Origin of the sequence: Pseudoalteromonas luteoviolacea DSM 6061 (genome assembly GCF_001625655.1) — a bacterium.
Lineage (GTDB): Bacteria > Pseudomonadota > Gammaproteobacteria > Enterobacterales > Alteromonadaceae > Pseudoalteromonas > Pseudoalteromonas luteoviolacea.
Window position 1 is genome coordinate 52,207 of record NZ_AUYB01000146.1, and the last position, 21,287, is coordinate 73,493.

The 21,287-nt window shown below is 40.8% G+C and carries 16 protein-coding genes; 10 read left to right on the forward strand and 6 right to left on the reverse strand.

Annotation, left to right across the window (positions count from 1 at the left end; genetic code table 11):
- Nucleotides 1-48 precede the first annotated feature (48 nt).
- The 6 genes from N475_RS22840 to N475_RS22865 all read left to right on the forward strand — a co-directional run bounded on the left by N475_RS22840 (nt 49) and on the right by N475_RS22865 (nt 6,766).
- Nucleotides 49-261: a YejL family protein gene (locus N475_RS22840; RefSeq protein WP_063358441.1), complete on the forward strand. Its 213-nt coding sequence runs from the start codon at nt 49-51 to the stop codon at nt 259-261.
- A gap of 4 nt (nt 262-265) precedes the next feature.
- The gene (locus tag N475_RS22845) at nt 266-1,762 is read left to right on the forward strand and encodes a DUF3413 domain-containing protein (RefSeq protein ID WP_063358331.1); all 1,497 of its coding nucleotides are present in this window, start codon (nt 266-268) and stop codon (nt 1,760-1,762) included.
- Between the two features lie 135 nt (nt 1,763-1,897).
- Nucleotides 1,898-2,371 carry a DUF4124 domain-containing protein gene (locus N475_RS22850; RefSeq protein ID WP_063358330.1) on the forward strand — a complete coding sequence of 158 codons (474 nt, stop codon included), beginning with the start codon at nt 1,898-1,900 and terminating at the stop codon, nt 2,369-2,371.
- Nucleotides 2,372-2,619: 248 nt separating this feature from the next.
- Complete coding sequence (gene aceK, locus N475_RS22855) at nt 2,620-4,353, forward strand: bifunctional isocitrate dehydrogenase kinase/phosphatase (RefSeq protein WP_063366018.1); 1,734 nt, start codon at nt 2,620-2,622, stop codon at nt 4,351-4,353.
- A complete protein-coding gene (locus N475_RS22860) occupies nt 4,350-5,288 on the forward strand; it encodes a LysR family transcriptional regulator (protein WP_063366019.1) in 939 nt (312 codons plus the stop codon). The genes aceK and N475_RS22860 overlap by 4 nt, the downstream gene beginning before the upstream one ends.
- A gap of 5 nt (nt 5,289-5,293) precedes the next feature.
- Entirely contained in the window at nt 5,294-6,766 is a 1,473-nt protein-coding gene (locus N475_RS22865) for a carboxypeptidase M32 (RefSeq protein WP_063366020.1), read from the forward strand.
- Between the two features lie 47 nt (nt 6,767-6,813).
- Here N475_RS22865 and N475_RS22870 read toward each other — a convergent pair whose 3' ends face one another.
- The gene (locus tag N475_RS22870; protein ID WP_063366021.1) at nt 6,814-7,170 is read right to left on the reverse strand and encodes a hypothetical protein; all 357 of its coding nucleotides are present in this window, start codon (nt 7,168-7,170) and stop codon (nt 6,814-6,816) included.
- 145 nt (nt 7,171-7,315) lie between these two features.
- Here N475_RS22870 and N475_RS22875 point away from each other — a divergent pair, with 145 nt between their 5' ends.
- From N475_RS22875 to N475_RS22885, 3 genes are all read left to right on the forward strand, one after another.
- Complete coding sequence (locus N475_RS22875; RefSeq protein WP_063358325.1) at nt 7,316-8,179, forward strand: hypothetical protein; 864 nt, start codon at nt 7,316-7,318, stop codon at nt 8,177-8,179.
- Between the two features lie 108 nt (nt 8,180-8,287).
- Nucleotides 8,288-8,698 (forward strand): hypothetical protein, encoded by a 411-nt coding sequence (locus N475_RS22880; RefSeq protein ID WP_063366022.1) that lies wholly within the window; start codon nt 8,288-8,290, stop codon nt 8,696-8,698.
- 64 nt (nt 8,699-8,762) lie between these two features.
- Entirely contained in the window at nt 8,763-9,677 is a 915-nt protein-coding gene (locus tag N475_RS22885) for a M14 family metallopeptidase (protein ID WP_063358323.1), read from the forward strand.
- An 18-nt stretch (nt 9,678-9,695) separates the two neighbouring features.
- On the opposite strand, the gene N475_RS22890 is transcribed toward N475_RS22885, so the two are convergent.
- Nucleotides 9,696-10,286 (reverse strand): CBS domain-containing protein, encoded by a 591-nt coding sequence (locus N475_RS22890; RefSeq protein WP_063358322.1) that lies wholly within the window; start codon nt 10,284-10,286, stop codon nt 9,696-9,698.
- Between the two features lie 468 nt (nt 10,287-10,754).
- Between N475_RS22890 and N475_RS22895 the strand changes: the two genes are divergently transcribed.
- Nucleotides 10,755-11,711 carry an FHA domain-containing protein gene (locus tag N475_RS22895; protein WP_063358321.1) on the forward strand — a complete coding sequence of 319 codons (957 nt, stop codon included), beginning with the start codon at nt 10,755-10,757 and terminating at the stop codon, nt 11,709-11,711.
- Between the two features lie 29 nt (nt 11,712-11,740).
- Here the strand turns inward: N475_RS22895 and N475_RS22900 are convergent, their stop codons facing one another.
- The 4 genes from N475_RS22900 to recC all read right to left on the reverse strand — a co-directional run bounded on the left by N475_RS22900 (nt 11,741) and on the right by recC (nt 21,250).
- Nucleotides 11,741-12,262: an Mpo1 family 2-hydroxy fatty acid dioxygenase gene (locus N475_RS22900; RefSeq protein WP_063358320.1), complete on the reverse strand. Its 522-nt coding sequence runs from the start codon at nt 12,260-12,262 to the stop codon at nt 11,741-11,743.
- Between the two features lie 279 nt (nt 12,263-12,541).
- Nucleotides 12,542-14,434, reverse strand: coding sequence for an exodeoxyribonuclease V subunit alpha (gene recD, locus N475_RS22905; RefSeq protein WP_063358319.1), 1,893 nt, complete (start codon nt 14,432-14,434; stop codon nt 12,542-12,544).
- Between the two features lie 2 nt (nt 14,435-14,436).
- Nucleotides 14,437-17,967: an exodeoxyribonuclease V subunit beta gene (gene recB / locus N475_RS22910; protein WP_063366023.1), complete on the reverse strand. Its 3,531-nt coding sequence runs from the start codon at nt 17,965-17,967 to the stop codon at nt 14,437-14,439.
- Nucleotides 17,954-21,250 (reverse strand): exodeoxyribonuclease V subunit gamma, encoded by a 3,297-nt coding sequence (gene recC, locus N475_RS22915; protein ID WP_063366024.1) that lies wholly within the window; start codon nt 21,248-21,250, stop codon nt 17,954-17,956. The genes recB and recC overlap by 14 nt, the downstream gene beginning before the upstream one ends.
- Between the last annotated feature and the right edge of the window lie 37 nt (nt 21,251-21,287).

Genomic DNA, 21,287 nt, shown 5'->3' on the forward strand with positions numbered 1-21,287 from the left:
TGGTGTTAGAATATGAAGAATTGTAACTCTATTAATTTGAACCAACCGATGCCAATTCAGTCTAAATATTCCAATGAACAAGTAGAACAAATTGTTGATAGTTTAATCAATGTACTCCAAGAGCACAAAGCACCTGTCGATTTGAGTCTAATGTGTTTAGGAAATTCTATCACGCACATAGTAAAAGAACATGTGCCAGAGACTAAAAGACAGGAAGTTGCTGAAAATTTCGCTAAGGCGCTTATTCAATCGGTAAAATAACGGAATGAATCTCACACCACACAGTCCTTTTTCGTCAAAAGCGAGTCAACTATTAAGTTGGGGGCACTGGTTTACCTTTGCTAATATTGGGTTAGTGCTTGTTATTGCACTAACTTATCTAGCAGCGGACTCTGCACCAAACAGTATTGCTGGTTGGGCTTATATGCTCGTCACATGGCTAAGTCACACTAGTTTTATTACTTTTTGTGCGTTTGTGCTCACCGTATTCCCATTAAGCTTAGTGTTCCCCTATCCGAGGCACATCAGAGGGATGGCGGCCATTATCGCAACTCTCGGTATTCTCACGTTGTGTTTAGATGCGTTTGTGTATTACCAACAGGGTTACCATATTAGTTTGCAATCTCTGCCCGAGATAGTCTCTCTTTTAGTTGGTATGATCAATGGCTTATCATTTGCCACCGCGCTATTTTTAATTCTCTTAGTCGCAGCCATTCTGACCTTTGAGCTGATTGTTGGAAATCATGCTTGGCGCCACCTAGAACAGCTTAAATCTTATAAGTTCCCTAGGTACGCAACCGGTGTGCTTGTTAGTTGCTTTGCTATCAGTCACTTAATGCATGTTTGGGCGGATGCAAATAACTATTTTGACATCACTAAGCAAGATAACGTTTTGCCTTTGTCCTACCCGACAACAGCAAAAACTTTGCTCGCAAGGCATGAGCTACTTGATTTAAACGAGTATCAACAAGCAAGAACCGTTCGTTTGGAAAACGCGACCACCAACTATCAACTGCCTGCTAATTTACCAGCGTGTGAATTTAATGCTGAACCAGTCGAAATTGTTGTTTTAACTGAGCCGCTCGACACTGATAACTCACTGTTTTCCGATAAGGCATGGTTTACACAGACACAGTTACTGGTACCTACAAACACGTTAGATCAGTATTTTAACTTGGTTTATGGTTTACCTGCTTATTACCGCAGCACAGTAACAGAAAGGCGGCTAACCCCAGTATGGAACACAGCTAATACGCTCTCTATTTCTGGTGCTACACCGTTCGATTATCTTGAACAAGATATTGAACACAGCAAAGTGTCGTTTTTGTTCTCCCCTAAGATGCCAGAGGTGAATGAAGACAAAAATTATATCGTGATTGAAAAAAGTATAGATAAGTCGATTGTGGCACAAACAAAACTGCACACAAACTTACCTTATTTTTCCAATCATAATGGCCTGATGCAAGGCAATGATATTATGATGACCTTGCTAGACCAACACTTTAATTGCGGTGCATTGGCACAGCAGACAATGCTTGGCAATGTTGTTGGCTCAGAATCCGTAAACCAAGGTGTAAATTATTCTCAAGGTGTTTTGATTGCCTACAAGAAAGACAGGATTATATTGGTCAATCATGATGGTAGTCATAAGCAAATCTCAGCCAAAGAGGGATTTCATTTAGACCAAAAGCTGGATACTCCTTTCTTAGTTCAAAGTATCAAACGACTAAAGCAGTTTACAGGTAAAGCATCTGGCCTTTAGGCCAGTTGCTTATTAATATATCCATATTTAATATATATTAATAAACACGTTGTTTTTTACGCTTATTTTATTGCTGCCTTTTTAATCTTTGTCGTCTATATTTATAAATCAGGTAACAACAAGGAAGCTTCAGCAATGACATCACTCAGGTTATTTTTTATACTTTTAATACCATTATTTTGTAGCGCAAAGTCTACAGTCACGTATTATAAATGTGTTACCGATAAAAGCACCGTTTTCAGTCAGCACCCTTGCTCTAATTCTGCTCAACAATTAACGCTTACACATTCTGATCCACAAGCGAAAGTGCCATCTGAACAGCATTATAAAACCCTTAATGCGCTTGAAAAACGACAGATCATTCGCAACCTGAAAAATGCACTAAGGGCCAAGAAGCAACATGCTGCAATCCTAGGACGAAAGCGAGATGAAGCTGCAAGAGAGCAACAGCGCAGAGTTACGCGACTAATGGATGATGAAAAACGCAAAGCAACAGTAAAAGATGTAAAACAACAACTTAAGTCAATCAATAAAGACTATTTGAAACAAGTAAAAGTACTCAATAAAGAAATTGCACAAATAGAGAAAAAGTTAAAAAGAATGGAGTAGCGTTATCTACAAGATATCAAAAGCACTGCTGTTGCCCTGCTACACTCTCAATGAAATTTGCCTTAATAAATGTTGTCATAATTGTTTTGTATCTTAATTGAGCTTTACATTTAAGTTTGCTAACTGAAGAACTTTCGGGCTAGAGTAGACAATAACTTCATTTGTATCAAACAATAACGGAATTAATCCACAAATATAGTGCTACCGTTTATTGGGATATTCTGCTCAACAGCATGCAAGGAGGCTATATGGCCCCTCAAGAAATTGCTTTTTTGATTATTTCTGGGTTTAGAAAGCATTACTCTTTATTTCAAGATATTACTGAACAAGTACCTCACGCATTCGCGACACAGCAATGGCACATTATTGAAAAAGTAAACAAATCTAGGATAAGCCATTACGACGAGCGGGTATCAGATACAGTTAATATTTTGCGCTTGCATTTTAATACTTCGCAAGTCAACAACCAGCTCTGGTATCAGGTAAAACAAGCGTATATCGAAATACTCTCTTTCCACCCTCAAGCTGAGTTGGCTGAAACTTTCTATAACTCTGTTTTTTGTCAGCTTTTTCACCATAGCTACTTCAATAATAATTTTATATTTGTAACCAGTTCGCTTAGTTCAGCTACAACACTGCCTGTAGAAGCAGAATACAGAAGCTACTTCCCTGTCGTCGATGGACTAAAACCAACCATTCATAAAATTATCTCAAATATTAATTTCCTATGTGAATTTGGTGATCTTGAAGGTGATATTCGCTTACTGCAAAAAGCATTTATAAAACAGGCCCCAAACACTCACCAACAACATTTTAAAATGCGCTTCGACATATTGAATACACCTTTTTATAGGAATAAAAGTGCGTACATTGTTGGTAGGGTTATTTCTTCTACAGGAACCCAGCCATTCATCATTGCAGTACTTCATGACGCAAACGGCAAATTGAAGATTGATGCGCTCATTACTAATAGCACGCAAATGAGCTTAATCTTCGGATTTGCACGGGCCTATTTTATGGTTCAAACACATGCTCCATCTGCACTTGTAGGCTTTCTCAATCAACTTATGCCCAGCAAAACACAAGCTGAGCTGTATAATTCAATTGGGTTTCACAAGCACGGTAAAACAGAGTTTTACCGTGCGTTTCTATCTCATCAAAATAGCCACAATGAGCAATTTTGTGTTGCACCAGGCACACCTGGGATGGTTATGCTCGTGTTTACTTTGCCGACTTTTCCGTATGTTTTTAAAGTTATTAAGGACCAATTTTCAGAAAGCAAACCTTTTGGCAGAGATACGGTACTAGAGCGCTACCAACTAGTTAAGAATCATGACCGCGTAGGAAGAATGGCCGATACTCTTGAATACTCCAATGTGGTTATAAGAAAAAGTCAAATAGATGCAGAGCTGCTAGAACAAATGAGGGACAAGTTGGCAAATAGTATTATTGAAGACGAAGAATTCATAGTCATTAAACATTTGTATATAGAGCGCAGGATCACACCACTGAATCTCTATCTGCAAGATGCCTCTGACGCTGAAGCTGAATTTGTAATCGACGATTATGGCCACGCCATTAAAGAGATGTTGCATGTTAATATTTTTCCCGGCGACATGTTACTAAAAAACTTTGGTGTGAGCCGCCATAAACGAGTAATTTTCTACGATTACGACGAGGTGCAATACCTCACCGAAATGAATTTTAAAACTTTACCCAAAACATCATTAAATGACCTTTATTGTGGCGAAAGCGCACTATCTTTTGCGCCAAATGACGTATTTCCAGAACAGCTATGTACTTTTGTCCTAACTAACCCTAAACTCAGAGCTATATTTGAACGTCTCCATCCAGAATTATTAACTCCTGATTATTGGCAGCAAGCGCAGCGCAACATCCGCCAGCACATAACGAAACACGTATTTCCTTATCCCCAAAATCAGCGGTTTGGACAGCACAATAAGAATAAAGGAACACTGTGAATATCAGTAAAATAGACCTCAACTTACTCGTGTACTTGGACACTCTCCTTAGAGAGTGCAATGTCACTCGGGCTGCTAACCAACTCAGTATTACGCAACCTGCGATGAGTAATGGCCTAAAACGCCTCAGAAACTTGTTTAATGATCCCATTTTAGTGCGAACGAGTGAAGGCATGGTGCCTACAGAAAGGGCGCTCGAGTTACAGCCAGTAATTCGTGGCATCCTAATGACACTCGAAGAAACGCTTGCGCCAAATAGAGAGTTTGAAGCCAGCCAAAGTAAGCGTGTTTTTAGGATTATGGCGAGTGACTACGCTGCAAGTACACTTGCCCCCAAGCTGCTTGCAAAACTCCATAACGAAGCCCCTGACACCACATTGGATATATTGACACCTAGTGACGTCACATTTCATGACGTGGAAAATGGCAAAGTGGACATGGCCATTAATCGCTTTGAGAACTTACCGCAATCGTTTCACCACAAGCAAATTTGGAAAGATAGCTTTTGTTGCTTAGTAAAATCAAATAACCCAATCAAGGAAAGCTTTACCCTCGATGCTTATTTGAAAGCGAGACATATTTGGGTTAGTAAAACCGGGTTTGGTGTTGGCGTTGGTATGGACCCTGAAGATGTGCAAAAGCTTGGTTGGGTTGATGAAGCACTTGCTCATTTTGGTAAACATAGAAATATAGCCACGTTTACACGCAACTATCACGTCGCCATTCACTTAGCCAAAGAGCAAAACCTTGTTGCAACTTTGCCCTCTAAAGCGGCAAATATTTATAAGGATGACCCATCTTTGGCAATATTGGAGCCCCCTTTCCCAATTCCCCCTTTTGAGCTTGATATGATTTGGAGCCCACTGCTACATAGAGATGCGAGCCACATCTGGCTACGTCAAAAAATTGCAGAAATTGCTGAAGAAATAAAATAGAACCAATGAAAAATTATCAAAAACTAGTAGCACACTACCAATCTATTCATAACTTTGAACATCTCCGCGCTATATGTAGTTGGGATCAGGCAACCAATATGCCTTCGGGCGGCGCTGAGAGTCGTGCACAGGCCATGGCAGAGCTCGCAGTCCACTTGCACAAGCTGCACACTGCCGAAGAATTAGAAGAGCTTATTAATAATGCAAGCCTTGAGCAACTAACAGAGCACCAACATGCCAGTCTTCGAGAAATTACTCGAGTTTGGCAGCACGCAACAGCATTACCATCTTCACTAGTTAAAGCTAAAAGTCTAGCTGGAGCAAGGTGTGAACACCAGTGGCGCTTGCAAAGACAACAAAATAATTGGCCCCAGTTTAAGCACAACTTTGATGAAGTCGTGTCACTGAGCCAAGAAGAAGCTCAGATCAGAGCGGATCTACTCGGCTCGACACCTTATGATGCAATGTTGGATATCTATGAGCCAGGCATGACATCTGTGCAACTTGATGCACTATTTGGCGATCTTGCATCTTGGTTGCCTGATATGATTCAACAAGCAAAAACCTCCTGTGTTGACCAACACAATGCACATTTTGCAATAGAAGATCAAACGCGGTTAGCAAATGAGTTAATGGCCTTTTTAGGCTTTGATTTTAACCATGGACGCTTGGATACTAGCGTACATCCGTTCTGTGGTGGTGTTAGTCAAGATACACGTATCACAACTCGTTATGAATCAACAGACTTTCTAAACGCCATGATGGGGGTTATTCATGAGACAGGCCACGCCTGCTACGAGCAAAACTTACCTAAAGACATGCAAGCTTTGCCGGTAGGAAAAGCCCGCTCTATGGCTATTCACGAATCACAGTCACTATTTTATGAAATGCAAATTGGCCGCAGTGACGCTTTTATTCAGTTTTTAAGTGGCAAAGCACAAGCACTCTTTAAACAGCAATCTGAGCACAACACACCCAATATGCTTAAAGCTCAGCTTCAACAAGTACAGCCAAGTCTTATCAGAGTTGACGCCGATGAAGTAACGTACCCAGCACATATCATCCTACGATATGAAATAGAAAAAGCGCTTATAAACCAAGAGATTCAGTGCGGGGACATTCCTGAATTATGGGATGCAAAAATGACTCAGTTGCTTGGCATATCAACCAAAGATAATTACAAAGATGGTTGTATGCAAGACATTCACTGGACAGATGGAAGCTTCGGCTACTTTCCAAGCTATACACTTGGCGCCATGTACGCAGCACAATTTAAAGCAGCTATGATGCAGTCAGTGAATATCGAGCAACATCTTAGCGAAGGTGATTTCTCGCCAATTTATGCGTGGTTGAAAAATAATGTATGGCAACATGCTAGTCGGTATACAACAGAAGAGCTGCTTATAAAATCGACAGGTCAGCCTTTAAATACCGAGTTTTTCAAAACTCATCTACGCAAGCGTTATTGTAACGGGTAATAATTTCGCAAATTCCTACTGTGTAAAGATTGCATGCTTTGCAGTCTTTACACACCTACGCCCGCGTCCTGCGCTGCACGGATTTTGTTCAGTAAAAAAGACGCTGTTTCTTTTAGTGGCTGATCTTCTATCTGCTGCATTCTATGCTCTAAAAAGCTTTCAAGACGGTCACCTTTGAGTGCAGTCAAACACTTCTCTAAAGACTCATTTACGTAGTCATTAAGTGATGTCGATGTGCTCCATTCTAATGTGTTGGCCCACTGTAATACATGGCTTAGTTCTCCAGGCTTTAACTCACCACATACGCACTGAGCCATTAAAGCGATGTCTAACAGGGACTCTTTTTGTAACTGCTCGACGCACACTCCACTGTCGAGATGAGAAAGTAATTGTTCAAACTTCATCAGTAGCTCCTTCAAATTGACGGTATTCATAGTTTTTCTTATGCCATTATCGACCTTATAAAACCTCACTCCCAATGTCACTTAAAAAATATACATGTTGGCGGACTTACACTACCCTTTAATTAGGTCAGCAAGAGCCATAGTCATGCCAAAACCCGCTTTTATTGTTGTTATACTCAGTTTTACTTTATTCTTTTCAGCTCATGGCAAAGACATAATTTCAGTACCTGTAAACAGAGATATTTACCATTACACACAGCAAATATTAAGTGGCCGTGACCTCAAAGAGATTACACCCGAGATCTTCAATCACCCTTTGTGTCAACGAGATATTGTTGACTTAGTACTTATCCAAAAAGCACTTATTTTAGGTAACTCAAGCTTATCTTTCGAATTTGTGTTAATTGATCACGAAGAACAAGAAACCCACTTGCTGAAATCGGGTTTGCTGCTTGTTAGTGTTGATACTATGTGGCTCAGCCAAGTACAACCATTGTCGAATAGTGTACTCATCTCCTCCCCCATCATAAGAAAGGGAGAGTATTACGCTGGTATTTTTACCGCTCCTAAGAATACTGAAAAATTAGCACAAAAAATTGGCAAAAACTTGTCTCAAGTGAGCGTAGTGAGCAATGAAAATTGGACGGTAGATTGGCAAACCTTAAAACAGCTAAAACCACGCACCATGTTTAATGAGTCTGAATGGATAATAATGGCCAAATTAGTGAGTCATGGCTGGGTAGACATTATGCTCGTATCATTCAACAATACAACCGATTTCAGGTACAGCGGAGATGGTTATGTAATCGAAGCAATTAAAGGAATTAAAGTTGCTTTACAAGATAGTAGACACTTTGTAATAAGCAGAAAGCACCCTCGTAGTCAACAAACCTTTCGAGAGATCGAATTGGGAATAAAACGACTCAGAAAAGCAAACTTTATAGAAAAATCATATAGAAACTGTGGGTTCCTAACCAATTTGGTTGATAAATGGCGCGAAATACCCTAGAAAAATCGTATTTTTATATATTCGAGTAAACCTTCATATTTGATCCATTTTATTCCAATATCTTTCCCCAAATTAGAAAAAAGACTTAATAGATAATAGGAATCCTTAATGAAAGAGCTAAGACTTCAAGTCAATACTTTATTTTACTGTGTGCTTGCCACCCTGTCTGTTGTACTTTTAAGCCTTGCAAAATTATTCTTTGATTTGCAACTATCTCAAATAGCTGCAGTTCAGTTTTTCATTGCGATGGTTGCAACTCTAGCAGTGTCTGTTCATTTCATTTTGGCCCTGTCTGGCCAAAAGTGCGTTACCATTTGTAATCAGGGATTGTCACATTTCAACATTTTTGGCCGCAGAAAGTTTATTCCTTCGGAAGAAATAACTCGCCTTACAACTAAGAGCTTCCTTGGCTTAAAAGCAATTCAGATCCATACAGAAGAAAAACGCATAACCCTATTGGCGTTCAAAATCTCTAAAAAACAGAAGAAAACATTGCAGCAATTAGGGTACTTGGCGTAAAAAGTTGAGATATGGTAGTAATCTGCTTAGGATGCAGCAGCAACCCATAAAATAGAGAAGAAACATGTCAAATCAATACCCAATTGGCACACCAGGTACACCATGGTGTAACGAAGAGAAGCAGGTTTGGTATCAACAACAACAGATCCAGCGTTCTTATCACACAAACGTAGAATTCAAGGTAAAATCTCTGAGCGACATTTGTACCATCGAAGAGTATGGTGTTTTGGCATATAAGGCTGGAAAGTACTCTCTTTTTGCGCTGAAGAATAAAAACTATAATCCTGAGCACGCTACAATACTGATCACCGGTGGTGTACATGGATATGAAACCAGTGGTGTGTTGGGTGCGCTTGCTTTTGCTGAGCGCTATATTGAGCAATTTATTGACAGATACAATTTCTTAATTTTGCCATGTATTAGTCCTTGGGGTTTTGAGACAATTAATAGATGGAACCCTGATGCTATCGACCCAAATCGCTCATTCTACGCAAACAGCCCTGCTGCAGAGTCTCGGCTAGCGATGGAGTATGTAGACGCTTACTCAGGTAATATCATTGCCCATATCGATTTACACGAAACAACAGACACAGATAACAGCGAGTTTAGACCTGCTTTGGCAGCAAGAGAAGGCAAAGTAAATCACAACTGGAATATTCCAGATGGTTTCTACCTTGTTGGTCATACTCAAAAGCCAGAACCTGAATTTCAGAAAGTGATCATTGAAGAAGTTCAAAAAGTGACGCACATTGCTGACGCGGATGAAAATGGGCAACTGATTGGTGTAAAGCTAGAGCAGTTTGGTGTAATTAATTATGATGGCACTAAGCTTGGACTGTGTATGGGAATGACGAACGCCCCATTTGTTACAACTACTGAAGTCTACCCTGACAGCGCTAATACAACGCCTGATGAATGTATTGACGGCCAAGTCGCCTCCATTCTTGGCGTATTATCTTTCCTATCTAGTCAAAACTAATTGTGGTGTTACGGCCTACTAGGCCGTAACTTCAGCGTGCTCATAAATGATTTCAAAGATCTCTTTAAACGAGTGGGCTTTTTGTAAAATGTTAACAGGTATATGTAGTGCTCTGGCAATATCTGATGCTGAAATCATGCCACGCAAGTTTTGGTTCTCATCCATTAACAACACATGTTGATGGCCAATCTCTTTCAAGGTTTCTAAGATGTCGCCAATGCGCGCATTCTCTACACATTCATAAAACATCGCATGCAAGTCTCCTTTTCGTGTCATCACGTCTTCGACTGTTAAATCCGCACGTGATACATTACGTTTTTGCGCAGTAGTCAGTACTTTTCTTCCAGTTAAGTCTTTTGAATTCACAACACCAACAAACGTATCATCATGGTCAATCACTAATTTGCATCTGACATGTCCATTCACCATCATGAAAAGTGCATGATCTATATCCACGTCCTTAAGAATCACTTGCGGATGGCGACGAGTGAAGTCCGTGACAACTTGCTCGGCTGGACTAAATATAGACAGAGGATTCCCTTCATAATGCTCACAAAACTGATAAATCCCTTCCAGCTTAGTTGTGTTCAAAAGTTTAAACTCACTCATAAACCACCTCGTGTGGAGTTAAAAAATTGCAGCCATACAAAAAGGATGGTTCATTGTTTGATTAATCGCAAGGAAAATTAAAGGTACTAAACTCCTGATATCAAAGTGCTGTAATCCCATGTAATAGATAAAATTAATAATCCCTCGTAGAATAGAGACATAGGTTAGTAAACATTACCAATGATACGCAACTGGCTACTTACTATTGAAGACCTTGCAGATTTCCCTTTATATGTGCCCATTTCGGTGGGCCTATTTTTAATTTATAGGACGTACAGCCAAAACTAGGAACAATATAACTAGTGGGCTCTACGTACTCAAGAATCTCAGAATTAGGGTAGCTGCTAGCGAAATAATCAAGGAATACGAAGCATTTCACTAGTAGTCTACTTCTTTTATCAGGTAAAATTTCTGCAAATGATACGTGCTGCTAACCTCTAGCAATAATACGGAAATCTAGGAAAATCTATGGCTTACTTGATTGACGAGCAAAAGCTCGAAAAAATATACCTCAAAAGTTACCACACCTTCGGTCGTTTCAAATTTAACGTTGACACATTTTTAGATAAACCCGGCATTTCACGGCATCATGCTATAATTGAGTACACCAATGAAAGTTGGCTAATTAGAGATGTCAGTACAAATGGGATTTGGATCAATGACCGAAAAATAGATAAAAACTTACCGTATCAACTGTCTGAAAATGACAAAATTGATTTTGCAGCACCTGGTCAAAACTCCTTTGTTGTTGCCAGTTTAAATGCCAACTGCCAGTATTTCGTATCTCAAAACAATCCTAAAAATGTTATTGAAATTGAAAATCAAATGCTGCTTCCAAATGAAGAAGAGCCAACACATATAGTTTACTATGACGCACTTTTGAATTATTGGTTTCTGGAAGACTTAAACACCTCTGATAGACAAGCGTTAATTGATGGCGGCATTACAAGCCTGTTTGGAGAGCAGTGGTTATTTTTCTGCGCAGGTGTATCAACGATGACAAAACACTTGGAACAACAACCGTCAGTTAAACCGTTATCTCTTAATTTTTCGGTAAGTCTGGACGAAGAGAAAACAGACTTATCATTACATGTTGAAGGCGAAGAAATCGACTTAGGTAGTCGCAGTCATCATTATTTAATGCTGCTGTTAGCTAGAATACGAATTGAAGACAAGCAATCAGGACTTGATCCCGAATCTCAGGGATGGATCTACCGTGAAGATCTCGCCAAGAAACTTGGTGTTCAGATGAATCATATGAATATTATGGTGCATAGAGCCCGTAAACAGTTAAGTGAAGCGTCACCCGAAAAAGCACCGGAAGCAGGCTACATTCTAGAGACAAACAACGGTCAAATCCGAATGAACTGTCAGGATATTACAATATTAAAAGGTGCTCAATTAGAGACTCGAATCAGCCTATAAACAGCTTACCATTTATGAGGCGTACAGAGTTAGTTTCTGTATGCCCCAGCTTGTTCAATGATCTTACTTTCTAACCCTTTTAGCAGTCCAAGCTTAAACAAAACTTCAGTCAAAACAAATAGCGGACCAATTAACAGGCCTATTAAGTCATCCACAAATGCGGGTTTTTTACCTTCAAAATAATGCCCAATAAACTGAATTATCCATCCGATCACAAACAAACCACCACCCATACCATAAAAGAACCAGCTAGAAAGGTCATGCACCGACATACTTTGATAAATTGCTTCTGCCCCCATATACCCAGATGTCAGCAATAAAATCATCATGAGACCAATTGCAGGAGATAAGATGAGATAATAACCGCCAGCGAGTATGACTAGCAGCATGGTTAGCGTTATCGTTAACCCAGACATTTCAACAAGCGGTATATATGTCAAAATGATAACCGCAAACACAATGAGTGGTACTCCAATGAGATGCGTTTTTATATTTCTATTATCCCGGTGATACATCGCATATTGTACTAACTGTTGCTCAAGACTTCTCATTGCCACTCTCTGAGTATTTACTTTAAATTAAGTTTAATCTAGCTATTTTCATCGCTAAATGTCAAATAATCAGCTTATGGATATAATACCGAGGAAGGCATAGAAAAGCTCAAACAACGCTTAGTTTCAACAGCTAAGTATTGAGATATTAATAAAAAAGGCCGCCATACAGCATTTGGCGGCACATTCACTGGGCAATATAAAAGCAGCTAAAATGTCGTCTTTCTGCTTTAGACATAACAATAGCCCAATATCAAAATGAAACAAATAAAAAACAATTTATTTACCTTGAATTAGCCTCATTCTAAGCCCTGAACTTCTTCCCACCGACTTATTCATCGCTAATCTAAGAACTTGAGGCTGGCACACAAGCTCGAAATGTTTTTTCGCTCTGGTGATACCTGTGTACACAAGCTGCCTGTTTACACCTTGTTTTGCTCTTTGAATGGGGGGCAATATCATCGCCGTATGCATAAATTCTGACCCTTGGGATTTGTGTATGGTCATTACATAAACGAGTTCATGGCTTGGTAAACGCGCAGGGTTAAAAGCCCTCAATACACCTTGCTCATCAATAAATGTTGCTTGTAACTGCCCATCTTCAGAAGGCAAAATAATCCCAATATCACCATTGAAGAGTTTAAGCTGGTAGTCATTTTGTGTAACCATAATCGGCATACCCGCATAATACCGACTATAAGGATAGATTAAGCCCTTTTCGGCTAGTTTACGCTCAACACGTTTGTTAAGTTCATTTACGCCATATGGCCCTTCTCGGACAGCCGCCAGTAATTGATAGTCCGAAAATAACCCATGTATCACTTGCGCACTTTGTTGCGATTTAATAGCAGTTATGTACTGGCTGTAATATTGGGCTGCTCGTTCAATTAACTGGGTATAGGTATCGCTGGTTAAATTGAACAGGCTCAACTCATTAAATCCTTGATTTAATACCCAATCCAAATGGTGTTGATCATTATTATTGACGGCCATAGCCAATTGCCCAATGCCACTATCACTTTTGAATCGGTGGCTTTTTTGCAAAAATGCCATTACATCTTGAAGCTGATAGCTACTTTTTGAACCAGCTAATTGTGTATTTCCATTAAAGCAAACGTCATTAAGAAGCCCTGCTCGTTGCTCTGAATACGAAGGAGGTGTTCCGAGCACTAAATCAGCGCATAAATCATTTAAGATACAACCAGTGTCAACCGAAGCCAGTTGGTCCTTATCGCCCAACAAATAAAGCCTTGCATCTGCGGGAAGCGCCGCGACCAACTTTGCCATTAAAGACAAATCTACCATTGAAGCCTCATCTACAATGAGTAAATCAAGATGCAATGGGTTGCCAGCATGGTGTTTGTATTTATTACTGTTTGGGATAACCCCTAACAATCTATGAATGGTCTGAGCTTGTTCTGGTATTCGATTCGCAAGCTCTGGGTCGAGGGATAACCGCCCTTTTGCCCCTATGATTGATTCACTCAGTCGCGCAGCAGCTTTCCCTGTCGGTGCCACCAGCTTAATCGTCAGGGGCGCTTTTTGATAAAGAGATTGAAGTATTGCTAAAAGCTTGGTCACCGTAGTTGTTTTACCAGTCCCAGGCCCTCCAGTAATGACGCAAAAAGCACTCAACGCGGCAATTGCACACGCTACTTTTTGCCAATCAACTTCTGTAGTTTGTTGTGCTGGGAAATATTGATTGAGTAAACTACTGAGATCGTCGCAATTTATGTTAATTGCGCGATTTGCCAACTCAGAAAAACGTTGTGCCAAGTAGGTTTCGTAGTGAGCTAGTCGTGCCAAATATAGATGGTTGTTAAACAAAACCAAAGGTTTATCGTCGCCCACAGCGTTATGCTGGGCCAGTGCTGCAAGCGCCAAACGTTGGTCTTTAAATGGTGTCAGCTCAATTTGCTCAGCTATCAACTCACTTTGCAGTAAAAAAGGGTTGTACCAGTCTATTTCACTCAAAACTAAGCAACTATTTTGATTTTGCTCCGACTGGAGTAGCAACAAAATTAAATAGAAAACATCCCCTGTGTTCCCTTCACAAAGAAGCTTTGCAAGCGCAATGTCAACATCACGGACCTTATTTTGCTCCAACAAGATAGTTTGAAAGAGTGCATCATCAAAGTTGTCTTGGCTAAAATCTAGAGAAAACTGAGACATAGTTACGCCCCCTGCTCAAACAGCGCATCTAACATATTGATTTGCGACTCTGTCAATTGATTAAAATATATACCTCCGCCATCAGGCAGTGCTCTTAAGAACAAGTAATATACCCCACCTAGGTGCTTTATTGGTTCATAGTTTGCCAAGCGGTATTTCAATAAGCGATGTAAAGCCACTGTATAAATCAAATATTGCAAATGATATTGATGCGACGACATCGCCGAATGTAAGTTTTCATCATTGTAATCGTCGGCCTTATCACCCAAGTAATTCGACTTGTAATCAAGAATGTAATATTTACCTTGCCATCGAAAAATAAGGTCTATAAAACCTTTAAGCATCCCCTGAACATCCTCAAATTTTAAAAAGCTGGGTTGACCTGTAATTTCACTTACCACTTTATTGAGTCGTGCGGCATGCAACTTTTTAAGAGGCAGGAAAAATTCCATTTCCACCAGACAATCTTTTGGTTTGAGTACACCAAGTGTCAATTCGCGGCAATTGGATAACGGTGTTTGCAAACTTTGCTCAACCCAACTACTTACGGCTTCAAGCCAATCGAGATCAATTTGATATTTTTCCAGGCAAGCTGAAACAGCCTCTTGAATTGGTATTCTCTCGCCACTTTTTGGCTCGTGAACATCAGTAAAATCAATCTGTTCAAAAATTTCGTGCAGACAACTTCCCGCCTTAGCACCTTTAACAAACGTGTATGGAGATTTAACCAATGATTTTTTCAAAGTCGGTAAATCGAGTTCATGGTGTTCATCCAACGCGCCTGCTGGGCGTTCATCATGATGAGACAAATAACTGAGCTGGCTGAAGCTGGTAGTGCGCCAGTCACACTCAATTTGTACATTTTGTACTTTTGCCTCCAATGTACAATCAGCTTCAAGTTCGTCAGCATGAAAGGTCAAAGGCTCAGCTTCTTGTACAATAGAGCAAGACATCGCAGTATGTTTTGCACAGATAGCCCGCAATGCTTCATACCATTCATCGGCACTTTTAAACGCCGTATTCGAAAACAATGCGAAGCCAAGCGCACTTTGATTAATTCCAACTTTTTTACTGCGCCCTAAGGGCAAGTTATACAACCCAAGTTCACAATAATGGACTGCGCGCGTCAAAGCTACGTACAACAAGCGAATATCCTCTGCCAGACGCTCTTTCGCGGCCTGCGCTAAAGCTGTATCATCAGCTTCTAAGTCTACAATAAGTGTATTGTCGTGGTGATAAACCACCTCATTAGGTTCTCTATAGCCCGTTGCAAAGGGCATGTAAACAATGGGATATTCGAGCCCTTTTGATGCATGCATGGTAACTATTTTTACTAAGTTAGCGTCACTTTCAAGGCGCAACTGCGCACCATCTAGCGTTTGCTCTGAACATTGAATGCTAAGCCACCTAAGCACCCTTTGAGTGCCTTCTAATTCTATTTGTTTATGTTGTAGCAACTCAGCTAGGTGCCTGTAGTCAGTAAGCCATCGCTCCACTTCATAGCCACATGTTTGCCACGTGCTCGCCAACTGGTTGTGAACTAGTAGTCTTTCCAACATAGCCATCGCACCACTGCGATACCAAATATGCTTTAACTCAGCGAATAGTTCTAAATACCCCTGCCACTGTTGTTCGTCTTGAGCTAGTTTGTAAATTTGCTCATAGTTGAGAGAAAAAAGCGGCGCTGCCAGTACGCCTCGCAATGCGGCTTCATCGTATGAGCCATGCAAAACGTGTAAAAATTGATTCAGTGCCTTAGCAACCGGTTGACCAAACACACTATCCCTAGCGAGATAAACAGAGCTGACACCACAGGCTTTCAATGCGCGTTTCATCACACTCGCTTCATTTCTATCTCGGACAAGAATACAAATATCGGCCGCTTTTACCGGTACATCACCAATATGTGCTGTACCTTGCTGAGCTTTGGTGAGTAATGAAGCAACTTTGCCTGCAAATATCTGTGCTAATATCGGGTATGCATTGGCTTTACTCGTAACCTCTCCTTGATTGTCGTAAATACAAAACCTTAGAACATCTTCAGTCTCGCCATCAATCGACAAGCTATGTTCCGCCGATTTACCTTGTGCATCCACCGCGTAAAACGGGATAGCGTCATTAAAGATAAAGCTATTATCATGTTGAGTGAAAATCGTATTGACACTTTCAACTACCGTTTTAGCCGAGCGATAGTTTTTAGCCAAAGTAAACTGGCGACTTTCATCAACGGCGTGTTTAGCACCGATATAAGTAAAGATATCTGCACCGCGAAAACCGTAAATTGCCTGCTTTGGGTCGCCAATCATCGTTAAGCCACTTTCATCACTACTTTGATAAATGGCGCTAAAAATTCCATATTGGATAGGATCTGTATCTTGAAACTCATCGATGAGCGCAACCGGATATTGCTGAACGATTTTACTTGCCAACTCGCCACCAGCTTCAGACTGCAGTGCTTGAAATAAGTTGCCCAGTAAGTCGTCTGGAGAAATAGTGCTTTGTAGCTGCTTGTGCTGCAATAAAATCTGTTTGACCTCACCCAAAGCATGTTGCAGTAATGCAATTGGCAACTGGCACTTAACCTTGTGATGCAACACTGACATTTCATCAAATGTCGCTATTAGTGGGTGACTTATAAGCTCTGCATTTTTTTTATAATTTTTAGGATCGTCAAGTTGTGCACTGCTCCACAAGTTAAAGGAGTGTCCACTGCTGCCAAACTCAAAATACCAATGCTCTGAAGCCATATAATCAGCCAAAGCTTGTATATTCCCTTTGCGACCAGGCGCTTTATTTTTTGCAAGCGCCGAATTTTCAAGACATGCAATAAATTCAGACTCTTTCAGTGCTTGTTTAAAGTGCGCCGCTCTTTGCTGGTAGGTTGCTCTGGCAACCATCACATCTTCTAGTTTTACTTTGGGAGTCAGTACAGCTGTGGACTTGCTCAAAAGCGGAAGTAGCTTTTTCATAAGACTTTGGGGGTGGGAAAACTGCTCAAGTACAAGGGCTGTTTGGTCCTTATCAAGTTTATATAAAAACTTGCGCCAATAATCTTCAACCGCGGTCTTAACCAATTCAGTTTCGTCCAAAATAAACTCTAGATTAAAACTCAATCGCGACTCAAATGCATGCTGCTTCAGCATTCTTTGACAGAAACCGTGAATAGTAAATATTGAAGCCTCGTCCATCGACTTTGCTGCGGCATCAAGTAGAGTAAATGCCTTTTTCTCATCCTCTATTTCAGATAGCAATGCAATTAACAGAGGATCTTCACACTTGGCCCCTAATAATGTATCTCGCGCATCAATGATTCTCGCCCTGACTCGGTCTTTAATCTCTTGAGTTGCCGCTTCTGTAAAAGTTACAACTAAGATTTGCTCTACACTAAGGCAAGTACTCGAATCTTTCCCAACTAATCCAAGCAAATAGCGTAGATATAAAGCCGTAATCGTATACGTTTTTCCTGTTCCTGCGCTTGCTTCAATCAGGTTATGGCCATGCAAAGGCATGGTAAGTGGGTTAAGCATCTCCATGTTGTGACTCCTGTTCAAGCGCTATCATCGGTCCTAGCATCGACTTACTCAACAACATAAACTCATCTAAACATGGTTCAAGAGAGGCAAAATCAAGAGCCACATAGGGGTCCTCTGATTCGCCAATACCAATGTACTGTCCTCCAGCAAATTTACTTTGCGCTTTACCTAGATCTTCTGTGCTGGCAAAGGCATAACTCGTCGCTGGAAAAAATGGCACAGGTCGAGTATTAATTTCTTTATAAAATTCAACCCACTCACTGAGCAAGCGTTGCGCACTTTGGGTATCTAACGGCTCAAAGGTAACTTGATCATCCAACCCAATAACAACAGTCGGCATGGGGGATACGATTAAATTTGCTAATAAATGACATATAAATGCTCGGATTTTATCTTTCGCCTTGATACTCGCTGGGCGATAAAATACCTGCTCACTGGCACTGAGTTTATCCAACCAGCCAACTAATTTAACGCCTTTAATCTCAATGTTAACCTCTACTGGTCCCCTTAATTCCGTTAGATGTGACTTCAATACACCGAGCATCGGCACCACGCGCTGTTGTAACGACTCCAGTTGAATTTCTCCAATATAGGCTTGGCCAAGCTCGCCTCTTTGTAATATTTGTGCGGTGTTGACCGGCGTGTCACTCAGGCTACTTTCAACAAGTTCTTGTAAGTATTGATAACGGGTTAACGGGTCTAATGCAAAGGGCTCAGAATCATCTTGATACTCAGCCATAGTGCTAATTTTGACCCCGAGGCAATTCAAGTAAAAATAACTTTGTGGCGAAATACAAGCACGTAGAAATTGACTTACTTCTAACTCACTAGGTATGCAGAATTCAATTGATGAAGCTGACCCTGCTTCATGTCGTTCAAATTGTAAAAGCCAATTCGAGTTGTAACTTTGTTGCTCACCCTTTTGGTAATGTACAGGGTTGAAGGGTTGCAATGGCGCTTGACGCTTTAGCTTCTCACTAGGTGGGTTGTCGTACTCAGGATAATAAAAACTTCGGTCTATATATTCAAATAACTCACTCACTAAAACGGAAGGAACTTGTACTTCATTATTGAAACATGAGCGACCAATAAAGCTGACATAAAAATGTAAACGAGCACTCAAAAGCGCCTCTAGAAATAAGTACCTATCATCAAGTTTACGTGATCGGTCTCCTTTTCTGCGCGATGAGTGAGGTACCAGATCAAACCCTATTGGCTGCACTTGACGAGGGTAATCTGCATCGTTCATTCCCAGCAAACATACGACTTTAAAAGGAACTGCACGCATTGGCATCAAAGTACAAAAATTGACTGCACCGGCAAGAAAGCGCTGCCCAACTCCCTTTTCTTGGATCCCTTGCTTGATCAAATATGCCAGTACGCGTGGCATTACGGCTTCCGTCATATCACCATTATCATAGTGCTTTTGAAGTGCATCAGTGAGCTTATTGAGCAGCATTAGGTCCCAGCTTTGATCCGCTTCTTCATGGTAAAACTCGCCAATTAATTGCCTTAAAAGCTCTGCTTTTTGGGCAAGATTTGCGGGTTCTGTCAGCTTAACTTTGGCGCTATTTAGGGCCTCTATAAATGCAACCAATTTACTCAATACATTGATTGCCATACCTTCCACTAAGTCAGCCGGATACACATCTGCGTATTCTATATCTTCACGTGCACTCGCAATTCCTAACAAGAGGCGATTCAATCCATGCAACCATGTATTCAGCGAAATATCTGGCAAACCATGCTCTTTCTTATTGCTCGCGTCTAATCCCCATTTAATCGCAACTTGTTCAAGCCAAAACTTGATTTGCTCAAATTCTCGCTCTTCCACTTCAAAGCGGCTTGCAATCGCCTCAACGCCAAGTAAATCCAATATATCTGACACACCAAAACGACTAAATGGCAAATTAACTAAGGTTACAAACGATGTGAGTACTGGCTTTTCTTGCTCTATGGCCATGTCTGCCAGCGCAAACGGTATTTTCCGCATACCCTCAGCACTGCCAAATACAGCCTCAATATAGGGACTATAACTACCCACATCGGGCATCATCACAATGACATCTTTAGGCGTTAACCCTGGATGCTGATTGAATAAATCGAGCAAGTGGTCATGTAAGCATTCCACTTCTCTTAATGGCGTATGGCAATCCTGTAACCTGATACTGTAATCATCACTGCAGATTGCAAGCTTCCCCTCATCATTTACAAACCAATTGGGATCTGCTTGCAATGACTCTCCTTTGAATGCCAATTGATAGACTTCATGTTGGATTTTTGACAACAAACTATCGTTAAAATCTTCCACAAATCCATCCAGCCACCTAGCGTCTAACTGAAGAAGTTGCTCCAAATAGTCTCGACCTAACTTGCCCCAAGATGATAAAAGTGGATTGCCGATATTATAGTAATCCTGCTCTTGGTCGTTTTGGGCTTCAATTACTGGGCGTTTAGCATACTTAGCATTAATCTTTGCCTGCGTTTTTTCATCCACTAAATCTCCCCAATAGTGCTCACTGGGATTGAAATAAAACAGCAAAACCTCTGTTTTAGTTCCTAACGCCTGAAAAACCTCTAGCTGACTAGTCGGCATAGCCGATAAGCCAAAAATTGATATACGTTCAGGTAAGTCTTCACTAGCAGCTTGAGTTAGAGCCGTGAGCAATTGCTCGTGCATATTGGCTCGGTTGTAAGCGCTTTGACCCAACTGTTGCGTATGTCTTACCAACTCACGCCACAAATCCGGTTGCCAACTCGCAATGCCCACATCAACGTCTGCTAATCTATCTTCACCCGCCTCCCAAATGGCTAACCAGTCGGGTCGATACATCAAATATTGGTCATAAACATCGGCTATTTTTTCGCATAGTGTGAATAGCTTCAGCGCATCAGGGCCGTCATCCTCTGCCGACAAACCCGAACCTGATTCGCTAGCCAAATAATTAGCAAGCGAAACGTAACTTGGTACATCTAATTTCGCTGGCAGAATGTTAAATAGCTTCCACGCCATATTGGTTTTATTGTAGGGAGATTCCGCAGGTACATCAGGCAAAAACTGCTGATAGAGACGCCATATGAAGCTCAGAGGTAAGGGAAAATCAATTTGAGCCGCAACACCAATACTTGTACCTAGGCCATTTTTAAGCCATTGAGACATACCAGGAGATTGCACTAACACAACCTCTTGCTGGAATGGATCATCAAGCGGTGCGGTTTTCATCACCGTATTAAACTGGCTCTGCAACGCTTCCATGCGATTGGACTGAATTATATGCAACATAAGCACTTAGCTGGAAAAAGACATGAGTAGACAGTGT